Origin of the sequence: Mesorhizobium sp. (genome assembly GCF_024509055.1) — a bacterium.
Lineage (GTDB): Bacteria > Pseudomonadota > Alphaproteobacteria > Rhizobiales > Rhizobiaceae > Mesorhizobium.
Window position 1 is genome coordinate 1 of record NZ_JANINM010000472.1, and the last position, 13,016, is coordinate 13,016.

11 protein-coding genes and 1 tRNA gene are annotated in these 13,016 nt (G+C 64.7%); 8 read left to right on the top strand and 4 right to left on the bottom strand.

Annotation, left to right across the window (positions count from 1 at the left end):
- The 5 genes from Q0L57_RS27310 to Q0L57_RS27330 all read left to right on the top strand — a co-directional run.
- On the top strand, positions 1-108 hold a 108-nt coding region (locus Q0L57_RS27310), incomplete at its 5' end, for a hypothetical protein (RefSeq protein ID WP_296746195.1).
- Positions 105-1,109, top strand: coding sequence for a threonine/serine dehydratase (locus Q0L57_RS27315; RefSeq protein WP_296746185.1), 1,005 nt, complete (start codon positions 105-107; stop codon positions 1,107-1,109). The genes Q0L57_RS27310 and Q0L57_RS27315, both read left to right, overlap by 4 nt.
- Entirely contained in the window at positions 1,102-2,754 is a 1,653-nt protein-coding gene (gene betA / locus Q0L57_RS27320; RefSeq protein ID WP_296746186.1) for a choline dehydrogenase, read from the top strand. The genes Q0L57_RS27315 and betA overlap by 8 nt, the downstream gene beginning before the upstream one ends.
- Before the next feature lie 55 nt (positions 2,755-2,809).
- Positions 2,810-4,273, top strand: coding sequence for a betaine-aldehyde dehydrogenase (gene betB, locus Q0L57_RS27325; RefSeq protein ID WP_296746187.1), 1,464 nt, complete (start codon positions 2,810-2,812; stop codon positions 4,271-4,273).
- 99 nt (positions 4,274-4,372) lie between these two features.
- On the top strand, positions 4,373-5,071 hold the full coding sequence (locus Q0L57_RS27330; RefSeq protein WP_296746188.1) for a YoaK family protein: 699 nt from the start codon (positions 4,373-4,375) through the stop codon (positions 5,069-5,071).
- A gap of 16 nt (positions 5,072-5,087) precedes the next feature.
- Here the strand turns inward: Q0L57_RS27330 and Q0L57_RS27335 are convergent, their stop codons facing one another.
- Positions 5,088-7,325 (bottom strand): AGE family epimerase/isomerase, encoded by a 2,238-nt coding sequence (locus tag Q0L57_RS27335; protein WP_296746189.1) that lies wholly within the window; start codon positions 7,323-7,325, stop codon positions 5,088-5,090.
- A 10-nt stretch (positions 7,326-7,335) separates the two neighbouring features.
- Entirely contained in the window at positions 7,336-8,856 is a 1,521-nt protein-coding gene (locus Q0L57_RS27340; protein WP_296746190.1) for a phosphomannomutase/phosphoglucomutase, read from the bottom strand.
- 201 nt (positions 8,857-9,057) lie between these two features.
- On the opposite strand from Q0L57_RS27340, the gene Q0L57_RS27345 reads away from it, so the two are divergent.
- The 3 genes from Q0L57_RS27345 to Q0L57_RS27355 all read left to right on the top strand — a co-directional run bounded on the left by Q0L57_RS27345 (position 9,058) and on the right by Q0L57_RS27355 (position 10,787).
- Positions 9,058-9,134 (top strand) — tRNA-Pro (locus Q0L57_RS27345).
- 260 nt (positions 9,135-9,394) lie between these two features.
- Positions 9,395-10,273, top strand: coding sequence for a hypothetical protein (locus Q0L57_RS27350; RefSeq protein ID WP_296746191.1), 879 nt, complete (start codon positions 9,395-9,397; stop codon positions 10,271-10,273).
- Between the two features lie 181 nt (positions 10,274-10,454).
- Positions 10,455-10,787: a hypothetical protein gene (locus Q0L57_RS27355; RefSeq protein ID WP_296746192.1), complete on the top strand. Its 333-nt coding sequence runs from the start codon at positions 10,455-10,457 to the stop codon at positions 10,785-10,787.
- Positions 10,788-10,814: 27 nt separating this feature from the next.
- Here the strand turns inward: Q0L57_RS27355 and Q0L57_RS27360 are convergent, their stop codons facing one another.
- Together Q0L57_RS27360 and Q0L57_RS27365 are read right to left on the bottom strand one after the other, a co-directional pair.
- Positions 10,815-12,431 (bottom strand): ABC transporter ATP-binding protein, encoded by a 1,617-nt coding sequence (locus tag Q0L57_RS27360; RefSeq protein WP_296746193.1) that lies wholly within the window; start codon positions 12,429-12,431, stop codon positions 10,815-10,817.
- A gap of 1 nt (position 12,432) precedes the next feature.
- Positions 12,433-13,016, bottom strand: a 584-nt coding sequence (locus Q0L57_RS27365; protein ID WP_296746194.1) for an ABC transporter permease subunit, incomplete at its 5' end; no start/stop codon positions are given.

Here is a 13,016-nt window from a genome sequence, read left to right on the forward strand (position 1 = left end):
TACCCATGGGAGTTCCAGCCGCTGCAAAAGGCGTCGGAACGCTACATGCGCAATCACATGAACCTCGACAATCTCGAAGACAGCAAACGGTATCCAAGAGGCGAATGATGGCAGACATTCTCGTCCCTACCCTCGATCACCTAAAGCAGGCCTATGCCGTGACCTCCGCGGCGACGCAGGTGACGCCGCTCCTGGAGTCGGCAGCCCTTGCCAGGGAGACCGGTGCTGCACGCGTGTTCGTGAAGCCGGAGTCGCTGCAATGGGCGGGTTCCTTCAAGGTGCGCGGCGCCTATTGGCGGCTGAAGCGGCTTTCGCCGGATGAAGCGACGAAGGGCGTCGTCGCCTACTCCTCCGGTAATTTCGCGCAGGGCCTGGCGGCTGCCGGCCAGGCGCTCGGCATCCCGGTCACCATCGTCATGCCGATCGACGCGCCGGCCGCCAAGCGCGAGGCTACAGCCGGCTATGGCGCGCGCGTGGTGCTGACCGACCATGGCGATCGCGCACGTGAGGAAGTCGCGGCCGCCAAGGCGCGCGAAATCGCGGAAACCGAACAGCTCACGCTGCTCCACCCCTTCGACGATCCTGAGATTGTCGCCGGCCAAGCCGGCGCCGGATTGGAAGCGCTCGACCAACTCGCCGCCAAGAAGGTTCAGGCCGATCTGGTGTTCTGCTCGGTCGGCGGCGGCGGGCTGATCGGCGGCGTTTCGCTCGCCTTCCACTATTTGTCGCCGAAGACCGAGATCATCGCGGTCGAGCCGGAAGGTTTCGACGGCATGGGCTCGTCGCTGGCGCATGGCGAGATCGAGACCATGCCGATCGGGCCGAAATCGATCTGCGACGGGCTGATGGCGCGCAAGCCGGGCGAGGCGCCGTTCGCGGCGGTGAGCGAAGCCGGCGTTCGCGGCGTCACCGTCGACGACGCCTCGGTGAGGCGGGCAATGAAGATCGCCTTCGAGCGGATGAAGCTGGTGCTCGAGCCTTCGGGCGCGGCTTCGCTGGCGGCGCTGCTCGGCGGCAAGGTGGATGTGGCGGGCAAGACCGTCCTTGTCGTGGCTACGGGCGGCAATGTCTCGCTCGCCGATTTTATGGCGCATATGAACAATGCTTGAAGCGGATTTCGTCATCATCGGCTCCGGCTCCGCCGGCTCGGCCATGGCCTACAGGCTGTCGGAGGACGGCAAGCAGTCGGTGATCGTCATCGAGTTCGGCGGCACCGACATGGGACCGCTGATCCAGATGCCGTCGGCGCTGTCGATCCCGCTCAACATGAGCCTCTACGACTGGGGCTTCGCCAGCGAACCGGAGCCGCATCTCGGCGGCCGCGTGCTTGCCACGCCGCGCGGCAAGGTGATCGGCGGCTCGTCCTCGATCAACGGCATGGTCTATGTGCGCGGCCACGCGCGCGATTTCGACCACTGGGCTGAACAGGGTGCGGCCGGCTGGGGCTTCGCCGACGTGCTTCCCTATTTCAAGCGGATGGAGGATTCGGACGGCGGCGAGGATGGCTGGCGCGGTCACGGCGGACCGCTGCATGTGCAGCGCGGCGCGCGCAGGAACCCGCTCTACGGCGCCTTCGTCGAAGCCGGCCGCCAGGCCGGTTTCGAGCTCACCGACGACTACAACGGTTCGAAGCAGGAAGGCTTCGGGCCTATGGAGCAGACCATCCTGGGCGGACGCCGCTGGTCGGCCGCGAACGCCTATCTGAAGCCGGCTCTCAAACGCCGGAATGTTAGCCTGCTCAAGGGTTTCGCGCGGCGCGTGGTGATCGAGAATCAACGCGCCACCGGCGTCGAGATCGAAGCTAACAAACAGATTCAGGTCGTTAAGGCGCGGCGTGAAGTGATCGTCGCCGCATCGTCGATCAATTCGCCGAAGATCCTGATGCTGTCGGGCATCGGTCCAGGCGCGCATCTGCAGGAAAACGGCATCCAGGTCATCGCCGACCGGCCCGGCGTCGGCCGCAACCTGCAGGACCACCTGGAGCTCTACATCCAGCAGGAAGCCACCAGGCCGATCACGCTGAATTCGGTGCTCAATCCCTTCTCCAAGGCATTGATCGGCGCGCAATGGCTGTTCTTCAAGACCGGCCTGGGCGCCACCAACCACTTCGAAGCGGCGGCCTTCGTGCGCTCACAGGCGGGCGTCGACTATCCCGACATCCAGTACCACTTCATCCCGGCCGCTGTTCGCTACGACGGCAAGGCTGCCGCGAAGTCGCACGGCTTCCAGGCGCATGTCGGGCCGATGCGCTCGAAGTCGCGCGGCTCGGTGACGCTGCGCTCGCCGGATGCCCGCGCGAAGCCGGTGATCCGCTTCAACTACATGTCGCATCCCGACGACTGGAGCGAGTTCCGCCACTGCATCCGGTTGACCCGCGAGATCTTCGGCCAGAGGGCTTTCGACGGCTACCGCGGCCAGGAGATTTCGCCTGGCAGCCATGTGCAGTCCGATGACGAGCTCGACGCTTTCATCCGCGACCATGCCGAGAGCGCATACCATCCTTGCGGCACCTGCCGGATGGGCCGCGCCGACGATCCGACCGCCGTCGTCGATCCGGAATGCAGGGTGATCGGCATCGAGGGACTGCGTGTCGCCGACTCCTCGATCTTCCCTCGCGTGACCAACGGCAATCTCAATGCGCCGTCGATCATGACCGGCGAGAAGGCGTCGGACCACATCCTCGGTCGCACACCGCTTGCGCCCTCCAACCAGGAACCCTGGATCAATCCGCGCTGGCAGGTGGCCGACAGATAGGCCATGTTGGCGGACAAAGTCGTTCCGCATGCCGCGACAGAAACCGGAGAAGACCATGCGCGCCCAGCCAACGGCATCGCACTATGTCAATGGCCGCTACATCGAGGATGAAGGCGGCGCGCCCCTGCCCGTAATATACCCAGCGACAGGCGAGACCATCGCCTCGCTGCATTCGGCGACGCCAAACGTGCTGGAACTGGCAATCGAGGCTGCACGCGCGGCGCAGCCTGCCTGGGCACGGCTGAAGCCTGTCGAGCGCGGCCGCATCCTGCGCCGCGCCGCCGACATTCTTCGCGCGCGCAATGCCGATCTCGCACGGATCGAGACGCTCGACACCGGCAAGGCGATCCAGGAGACGCTGGTGGCCGATGCGCCCTCCGCCGCGGACTGCCTTGAGTACTTCGCCGGCGCGATTGCCACCTTCAACGGCGAGATGATCGATCTCGGCGGGCCTTTCGCCTATACGCGACGTGAGGCGCTCGGCGTCTGTGTCGGCATCGGCGCCTGGAACTACCCGATCCAGATCGCCGGCTGGAAGTCGGCGCCGGCTCTGGCCATGGGCAACGCCATGGTGTTCAAGCCGTCGGAAAACACGCCGCTGTCGGCGCTGGCGCTAGCCGAGATCTACAGCGAGGCGGGTCTGCCCGACGGACTGTTCAACGTCGTGCAGGGCTATGGCGACGTCGGCGCCGGCCTCGTCGGCCACGACGTGGTCGCCAAGGTTTCGGTGACCGGCTCGGTGCCAACCGGCCGCAAGGTGCTGTCGCTTGCCGGCTCCAAGATGAAACACGCGACGATGGAGCTCGGCGGCAAGTCGCCGCTGATCGTGTTCGACGATGCCGACCTCGAGAACGCCATCGGCGGCGCCATGCTCGGCAATTTCTATTCGACGGGCCAGATCTGCTCCAACGGCACGCGCGTCTTCGTGCAGAAGGGTCTGCATGACCGCTTCGTCGAGCGGCTCGTCGAGCGCACCAAGAAAATCCGCATCGGCGATCCGCTCGATCCGGAAACGCAGATGGGGCCGCTGGTCAACAAGGCGCAGCAGGACAAGGTCATGTCCTACATCGCCGCCGGCAAGCAGGACGGCGCCGTGCTCGCATGCGGCGGCAACGTGCCGTCGCTGCAAGGGTTTGACGGCGGCTTCTTCATCGAACCGACCGTGTTCACCGGCGTGACCGACAATATGCGCATCGCGCGCGAGGAGATCTTCGGGCCGGTGATGAGCGTGCTGAAGTTCGACAGCGAGGACGAGGTCATCGAGCGCGCCAACGACACCGAATTCGGCCTGGCTGCCGGCGTGTTCACGCGCGACCTGCCGCGCGCTCACCGGGTGATCGCCGAGTTGCAGGCTGGAACCTGCTGGATCAACGCCTACAATCTGACGCCGGTGGAAATGCCATTCGGCGGCGTCAAGCAGTCCGGCATCGGGCGCGAGAACTCGCTTGCCGCGCTGGCGCATTACTCGCAACTGAAGGCGATCTATGTCGAGACGGGGGACGTGGCCAGCCCGTACTGACGCATAGGCCGAGCCACCTCCTCCATTCTGTTCGCCGCCTGCCATTCCTCGTCCGCCGGTTTCCTGTAAGCTTCCTGTTACCCAAGCGAGGAGGCCGGCATGGCAGGCGACGCCAAGAACAACATAACGTCCGTGCTGCTATTGCTGCTCAGCTTCAATGGCGGCTACGTCGACACGGCAGGCTTCCTGGCGCTCCAGGGACTGTTCACCGCGCATGTCACCGGCAATTTCGTAACGCTCGGAGCCTCCCTGGCGCTCGGCACCACGGGTGCCCTGGCGAAAATTCTGGCCCTGCCGGTTTTTTGCGCGACGATCATCCTCTGTCGCCTACTTGCCTTCACTTTGAAAAGCAGGGGCCTGCCAGTTTTTCGGGCGCTGCTTACTATTAAACTGGCGTTGCTGACGCTGGGCGCCGTCCTCGCGGTGCGCCTGGGACCATTTCCGGACGGCAATGACTGGGCAGCCGTCGTGACGGGAATGGTGCTGGTTTCGGCCATGGCGGTGCAAAACGGCGCGCACCGCGTTCATCTCGCCAGACTGCCGCCGTCGACGCTGATGACGGGCACCACAACCCAGGTCATGCTCGATCTGGCCGACCTCATCCACGGCTCGTTGCCCGATGCCGCTTCGCGGGCGCGGCTCGCCCGGATGTCGGTCAGCGTAGTCGTCTTCGCACTCGGATGCGGGGCGGCGGCACTGCTCTATACGCGGGCGGGCGTCTGGTGCTTCGTGGTTCCGCCAATCGTGGCCGCCGCAACGCTGGTCTCGCGCGAAAGCGCACCCGATATCTCGCCGTGACGGCGATGGCGGGCCGCTATGGCTTGTCGGTGGTTCCGTCCAGGTACTGCGTCAGCGCATAGACCAGATGGTAGAAGATGCTGGCCGGCACGTCGTTCGCCAGTGAGCGCCCGCGTTCGTCGATGCGGTCGATCCACAGGCCGAGCGGCGCCGGGTCGATATGCCAGCGGAAGAGCCGACCGACGCGCGCCTCGATCTCGGGCTTGAGGTCCGGCCCGCCTGAGCCGTCGAGCGCGATCGCCGCCTTGATTGCCTCGGCCTGCGGCCAGCCGCGCGAGACCCTGTCGAGCGGCAGGCCCTGACGCGAGACCGCCCCGTAGGCAAGGCCGGTGGCGCGGTTGAGGCCGTTGGCGACGGCGGAGGCGTAGAGCTTGCGGGCGAAGCTGGTCAGCTCGGTCTGGCCGCTGCGGGCGGCGAAATCGACGAGCAGCGAGGCCCATTCGAAATGATGGCCGGGCTCGGTCCAGGCGCCCTTCTCCCCGGCCGCGGGCTTCCAGCCGTCGTCGAAATATTCGCCCAGCGTCCAGCTTTCAGCATCGAAGAAATGGCTGCGGAAGAGATCGATGATGCGCGCGGCGCGCCGCAGATAGGCGCGCTCGCCAGTGGCCCGGTGCCAGGCCAGGAACGCCTCGAGCAGATGCATGTGCGGGTTGGAACGCCGCTCGCCGGCGCCGTCCGAGGTTTCGAGGAAGCCGGTCATGCGGCTGTCCTCGAGATGGGCATCGAGGAAGGCGAAGGTCTCCTCGCCGAGCCGCAGCGCATCGGGATGGCCGGACATATGGGCGTGCGCCAGCGCGAGCAGCACACAGGAATGGTCGTAGGCGTCCTCGACGGGATCGGCGACCGAGCCGTCGACATTGAGCGTGCGCACCCAGCCGCCTCTGTCGGTGCGGCCCTTGCCGGCCATGAAGCCTATGCCATGGGCGATCAGCCGGTCGGCCGGGCCATCCCAGCCGCGCTCCTTGGCGACCGCGAAGGCGTAAACCTGGCGCGCTTGCGTGCGCATGCGCCTCGGCTTCATCACCGGCGATGCGTCGAAGCCAAGCGCCTCGTGGAAACCGCCGTGGCGCTCGTCGACGCCCGCGGTCGACCATAGCGGCAGCGTCTCCTCGAACAGCCAGTGGCGAACGCGCCGCCGCCAGGCGCCGCTTTCGATGACGCGGTCATGCGCCGGCGTGAACCGTGTCTCCAGCCGGCCGGATTTCTCCAGCTGCTCGACGATCTTCTTGACATGCTGGCTGTGGCTGACCGGCGCGACGAAGGTGGCATCGACGGTCGAGACGATGGCGACGTCCTTCATGCCGATCGCCGACAGCAGGCGACCGTCGCTGCGGATGTAGGAATTCTCGCAATCGATGGCGACGACGTCGCCGACGATGACGTTGCCCTTCTGGTCGGCGGGGCCGACATCGAGCAGCGACTGCCAGGAACCGAGGTCGTTCCAGCGGAACCCCGCCGGCACCATGGCGATGCCGCTCGCCCGTTCCATGATGGCGTAGTCGATCGAGGTCGATGGGATCTCGGCGTAAAGCTCCAGCGGCATATAGAGGCCGGAAAGGTCAGTGGTCGCGGCCTTGTAGGCGGCTTCGGTCGCCTGCCAGATCCTCGGTTCGAACGCGGCGAAGGCATCGCGCATGGCGCCGGCGCGAAACAGGAAGATGCCGGTGTTCCAGTAGAAGGTGCCAGCGTCGAGATAGGATTGGGCCGTGGCGAGATCGGGCTTCTCGACGAAGCGCGACACGTCGAACACGCCGTCGCGTTCGGCCGCGACCTCGATATAGCCATAGCCGGTCTCGGGCTGCGTCGGCTTGATGCCGAACACCACCAGCCGGCCGGCGCTGGCAGCCGCGGCGCCCGCCTCGACGCTCTGCCAGAACTGGCGAGACGTTGAAATCTCGTGGTCTGACGGCACCACCAGAACCAGTTCGTCGCCATATTCTGAAAGCGTGCGCAGACTGGCCAGCGCCACGGCCGCCGCCGTGTTTCGCCCGGTGGGCTCGAACAGCGGGCCGCCGCCGGCCAGATCGAGGCCGGCAAGGTCGGCATGGACGCGCTCGGCATGGCGCTCCGAGGCGATGAGAAAAATCGGCGTCTCGCCTTCCGGCCTGGCCGCCAGCCGCCGCAAGGTCTTGGCCAGCATCGAGCCGTCGCCGGAGAGGTCGTGGAACTGCTTGGGATTGTCCTCGCGCGAGAGCGGCCAGAGCCTGGAGCCGACGCCGCCGCTCATGACGAAACTGACGATGCGCTGGTTCATGAACGGCCTGTCAAAAGGTCTGGTTGTAGGCGCCGACCTCGGGGCTGCGGCGCAGCACCGCGTCGAGCCCCTCGAACATCTGCCGGCGCCGCTCCGACGATACCGGGCTCTCCACCACCACGACAAGCTCCGGCTTGTTGGAGGAGGCGCGCACCAGGCCCCAGGTGCCGTCCTCGGCGACGACGCGCACGCCGTTGACGGTGACGAGCGCGGCGATCTTCTGGCCGGCGAAATCCACGCCCTCGCGCTGCATCGCCTGGAAATCCGCCACGACACGATCGACCACGCCATACTTCACCTCGTCGGCGCAGTGCGGCGACATGGTCGGCGTGCCATAGGTCAGCGGCAAGGCGCGGTAGAGATCGGCCATCGAGCTCTTCGGATTGCGGTCGAGCATCTGGCATACCGCGATCGCGGTGACGAGGCCATCGTCATAGCCGCGGCCGATCGGCGGGTTGAAGAAGAAATGGCCGGATTTCTCGAAGCCGGCCGCGGCGCGGAGTTCGGCGACGCGGCGCTTGATGTACGAATGGCCAGTCTTCCAGTAGTCGGTGACGGCGCCATTCGCCTTGAGCACATGATCGGTGGCGAACAGGCCAGTCGACTTGACGTCGACGACGAAGGTCGAGCCCGGATGCAGGTTGGAGATGTCGCGGGCAAGCATGACGCCGACCTTGTCGGCGAAGATCTCGTTGCCCTCATTGTCGACGACACCGCAGCGGTCGCCGTCGCCGTCGAAACCCAGCCCGACATCGGCGCCGGTCTCCAGCACCTTTTGGCTGATGGCATGCAGCATCTGCATGTCCTCGGGGTTCGGATTGTAGCGCGGGAATGTGTGGTCGAGCTCGACGTCGAGCGGGATCACCTCGCAGCCGATGCGCGCAAGGGCTTGCGGCGCGAAGGCGCCGGCCGTGCCATTGCCGCAAGCGCAGACCACTTTCAGTTTGCGGCCGATGCGCTTGCCTTTGGTGAGATCGTCGAGATAGGTGTCGCGGAAACCGGAGACGAACTCATAGGCGCCGCCGCCGGCAAGATCGAAATCCGCGTCGAGCACGATCTTCTTCAGCGCGCTCATTTCCTCCGGGCCGAAGGTCAGCGGCCGCGCCGCGCCCATCTTGACGCCAGTCCAGCCATTCTCGTTGTGCGAGGCGGTGACCATGGCGACGGAAGGCGTATCGAGCGCGAACTGCGCGAAATAGGCCATGGGCGAGAGCGCAAGGCCCACGTCCTTTACCCGCGCTCCCGCCGCCATCAGGCCGGAAACAAGCGCCAGCTTGATCGACAGCGAATAGGAACGGAAATCATGGCCGGTAACGATGTCCGGCCCGACGCCGAGGCGGCGGATCAACGTGCCCAGCCCCATGCCCAACGCTTGTACGCCGATCAAATTGAGCTCCGGCGCCTTCGCGGAGCCAGGATGGCCGAACCACCAGCGCGCGTCATATTCGCGAAAGCCCGACGCCTTGATCAGCGCGGAGGTCTCGAACTCGAAGCTGTTGGGCCGGGCTTCACCAACGATGCGCAGTGGCAAGGTTTAAAACTCCAAGAGTACCGGAACGCCGAATTATCAATGCCTTGGGCTAGCACGAAAGCCTTTAAGCCCACCTTTATCCAGCAGCTAAATCCGGTGCCATCGGCGGAAGTTTCGAGAAAGCAGGGAAATGCGACAGAAGTGCAACCATTGCCGCTTGCAGGATCGGAAAGTGGCGGCTATAAGCCCGCGGTCTGGTCACGGAGTGTAGCGCAGTCTGGTAGCGCACATCGTTCGGGACGATGGGGTCGCAGGTTCAAATCCTGCCACTCCGACCAGAAAAACAAGCGCTTAGCTTTCCCGAAATAGCCACCCATCGCCCCCTCACATTGACGAGGTCGAGATACAGCAGGCTCCGAGCCGCTGGAACGCCTCGACTGGAATGCCGATCGTGCGTCGCGAATGTACGGCGTCGCGGATTTCGGCATCGAAGGCCGTAAACTCGCAATCGCCCGCCAGTCGCGCGCGTTTCGCTACTACGGCCTCGTGCTATCGAGTCGATATTGTGAGTAAGAATTTCATAATGTAGAAATATATAATGGCTCACCCAGTAATTCGTTACATTCATCAAATTCCGGCTATCAAGAGAGCCAAAGCCTTCCGCCACCGCATATTTTCCGGATTTTTTCTTAGTCGTGACCGCAAGCGCGGCCGGGACTTCGCTGAGAAGATTGGTGGGAACCGCGTCTACGCCTTCGCCATAGCCTTCAACACGCCGTGGGCCATCGACGCGCTGACAAAGTCGTGGGAGATCAACGGGACAGGATCGCGACTGATCGTCGTCGACAACTCCAGAGACCAGAATTCTAGAGCCGAGATCGCACGAATTTGCCGGTTGCGCGATACGCCCTACTTCGCCCTTCCCTCAAACCCGGAAAACCACGCAAACCGGAACCATGGTCTCGCGATGAGCTGGACCTTCCACAACATCGTGCGCCACCTCCAGCCGGAGATCTTCGGTTACATCGACCATGACAACTTCCCGATCCGAGAGGTCGACGTAGCGGCCAGGATGCATGGCAAGCTGGCCTATGGGCACCGCCGCTCCGCGGCCGGCGGGCGGCCCGGCTGGTATTTGTGGGCGGGTCTGTGCTTTATGCGCTTTTCGGCGGTCGAGCACATCGACCTCGATTTCGCGCCGGCCTTTGACGAGGGCATGGATACCGGCGGCGCCAACTGGCATCGATTTTACAGCACCCTGGCCGCGGACGATGTCGAGGTCGAGCGTGGCATGCCGTCAAGTTTCAGGGTCGACCGCTTAAAGGCACTGGCCGATACCGGCGCCACTTTTTTTCACGTCGGAGGGGCGTCCTATGACCGACTGCTTACCAAAGACGAAGTTCGGCGCCGCGTAAGGGATCACGTCTGGCAAAACTACCTTGGCGGTGTCGAACATCGCATGGATGGAACGGAATAAGATTCGGCTGGACGCCTTGATCCGCAGGGCGACTGAAGGATGCTTGCCGGAATATCGGCGTGCCCGACCGTGCAAGGTCAGCCATTGTGCTCGACAGCACGTTCCTACTTTGACCTAATCGCTCCCTGCCTCTACTTTTGCGGCGGGCCATAGCGCTTGGAGACAGCGAACCGGTGAGAGCATGAAGTCCATCCCAAAGGCAGTCCTGTCGATCATCGCGACGCTGCTCGTTGCCGCCGGCTGCTCGTCGGCCGCATCGATCGATCCGTCGAAGTACGACAAGATGAGCTGCGCCGAATTGAACAGCGCGCTCGGCGAGACAGCGACCGATATTTCGCGGAACGCGATCAGCCGCGGCAAGGTCGCCAACACCAGCGTTCCGACCTGGCTGCTGGGGGGCGAGCGGGTGAAGACGGCCGTCGCGAATCGCGAGACGGCCAGGATCGAACGGCTACAGCAACGGCAGCAGGCGATTGTCGCTGCGCGCAAACGCAACTGTCCGTCTTCGCAGTAGCCCCGGATCGCCGGACGGCGAACACCTTCAGGCGCTCATCCGGAACCGGGTCGAATCGATCGCCGCGTTCATCAGCGTCTGCGTGTAGGGCTCGCGCGGATTGCCGAAGATCTCCCCGGTCGGCCCTTCCTCCACGATCTTCCCCTGCTTCATGACGATGATGTAGTCGGCCACGGCGCGCACCACGGCGAGGTCGTGGCTGATGAAGAGATAGGACAGCTCGTGATCGGCCTGCAGCTTGCGTAAAAGTTCGACGATCTGCTTCTGCACGGAACGGTCGAGCGCCGAGGTCGGCTCGTCCAGCACCACCACTTTCGGCTTCAGGATCATGGCGCGGGCAATCGCTATGCGCTGGCGCTGGCCACCGGAGAATTCATGCGGGTAGCGGTTGCGCGCATTGGGATCGAGGCCGACCTCGCGCAGCGCCTCGACGGCGCGCTGGTCGCGCTGCTTGCCGGTCAGCGAGGGTTCATGCACCAGGAGCCCCTCGGTGATGACCTGGCCGACCGTCATGCGCGGCGACAGCGAGCCGAACGGGTCCTGGAAGACGAGCTGCAATTCGCGCCTGAGCGGCCGCATCGCTTGCTTGTCGGCTTCGGAGATATCGCGGTCGCCGAAGCGGATCACGCCGTCGCTGGGCAAGAGCCGCAGCAGCGCGCGGCCGAGCGTCGACTTGCCGGATCCGGACTCCCCGACGATGCCGATCGTCTGGTTTTGTCTCAACCTGACCGAAATCTTGTCCACGGCACGCAGCATGAGCGGTTCGCCGCCGAGGAAGCCGCCGCCGATCTTGAAGACCACCTCGACGTTGCGGCCTTCGAGCAGCACGGGCGCATTGGCCGGCGGCGGCGCCTTGGAACCGGTCGGCTCGGCCGCGAGCAGCATCCTTGTGTAAGCATGCTGCGGGTTGGCGAAGAGCGCCTCCGCGTCGCCCTCCTCCACCACCTCGCCCTGGCGCATGACATAGACACGGTCGGCGAAACGGCGAACGATGCCGAGGTCGTGGGTGATGAAGACGATCGCCATGCCGAGCTTGCGTTGCAGTTCGGCCAGCAGCATGAGAATCTGTGCCTGGATAGTGACGTCGAGCGCAGTCGTCGGCTCATCGGCAATCAGGATGTCTGGATCGTTGGCCAAGGCCATGGCGATCATGACGCGCTGGCGCTGGCCGCCCGACATTTCGTGCGGATAGGATTTCATCCGCCGCTCGGGATCGGGAATGTGCACCAGCCGCAGCAGCTTCAACGCCTCCTCGCGCGCCGCCGGGCCACTCAACCCGCGATGCCGGCGGATCGGCTCCATCAGCTGGTTGCCGATCGTATAGAGCGGATCGAGCGAGGTCATCGGCTCCTGGAAGATCATGCTGATCCTGCGGCCGCGCACCTTGTTCAGCTCGCTCTTGGTCATCGTCAGAAGATTCCGGCCGCGGTAGTCGACATGGCCTGTCGCCTCGCCGTTGGATGAGAGCAGGTTCATCGCAGCCATCATCGTCTGGCTCTTGCCGGACCCCGATTCGCCGACGACGGCGACCGTCTCGCCGGCATTGACCTTGATGTTGATGCCCTTCACTGCCTCGACGGTGCCGTCGAGGGTCTGGAAGCGGACGCGCAGGTCCTTGACGCTGAGGATCGTTTCAGAAGCCATGTCAGCGATCTTTCGGGTCGAGCGCGTCGCGCAGGCCGTCGCCGACGAAGTTCAGGGCAAACAGCGTCGAGACGAGGAAAAAGGCCGGGAACAGGAGCAGCCAGTTGGCATAGCCGATATTCTTGGCGCCGACCGAAATCAGCACGCCCCAGCTGGTCATCGGCTCCTGCACGCCGAGGCCGAGGAAGGAGAGGAAGCTCTCCAGGATGATCACCTGCGGCACCAGCAGTGTCATGTAGATGACCACCGGTCCAAGCAGGTTGGGGATGACGTGGCGCAGCAGGATGCCGCGCTGGCCGACGCCCATCGCCTCCGCCGCCTGGACATATTCCTGCCTCCGGATCGACAGGGCCTGGCCGCGCACGATGCGCGCCATGTCGAGCCACAGCACCGCGCCGACCGCCAGGAACATGAGCACGAAGTTGCGGCCGAAGAACACCACCAGCATGATCACGAAGAAGATGAAGGGCAGCGAGTAGAGCACGTCGACGATGCGCATCATCACCTCGTCGACCCGTCCGCCGGCGAAGCCAGCGGCCGCGCCATAGACGACGCCGATGACGCCGGCGACGACGCCGGCAAGCA

Excerpts from the sequence above, each read along its gene's own strand:
- Q0L57_RS27315 (WP_296746185.1), top strand. The coding sequence starts at position 105 with ATGATGGCAGACATTCTCGTCCCTACCCTCGATCACCTAAAGCAGGCC.
- betA (WP_296746186.1), top strand. The coding sequence starts at position 1,102 with ATGCTTGAAGCGGATTTCGTCATCATCGGCTCCGGCTCCGCCGGCTCG.
- betB (WP_296746187.1), top strand. The coding sequence starts at position 2,810 with ATGCGCGCCCAGCCAACGGCATCGCACTATGTCAATGGCCGCTACATC.
- Q0L57_RS27330 (WP_296746188.1), top strand. The coding sequence starts at position 4,373 with ATGGCAGGCGACGCCAAGAACAACATAACGTCCGTGCTGCTATTGCTG.
- Q0L57_RS27335 (WP_296746189.1), bottom strand. The coding sequence starts at position 7,325 with ATGAACCAGCGCATCGTCAGTTTCGTCATGAGCGGCGGCGTCGGCTCC.
- Q0L57_RS27350 (WP_296746191.1), top strand. The coding sequence starts at position 9,395 with ATGGCTCACCCAGTAATTCGTTACATTCATCAAATTCCGGCTATCAAG.
- Q0L57_RS27355 (WP_296746192.1), top strand. The coding sequence starts at position 10,455 with ATGAAGTCCATCCCAAAGGCAGTCCTGTCGATCATCGCGACGCTGCTC.
- Q0L57_RS27360 (WP_296746193.1), bottom strand. The coding sequence starts at position 12,431 with ATGGCTTCTGAAACGATCCTCAGCGTCAAGGACCTGCGCGTCCGCTTC.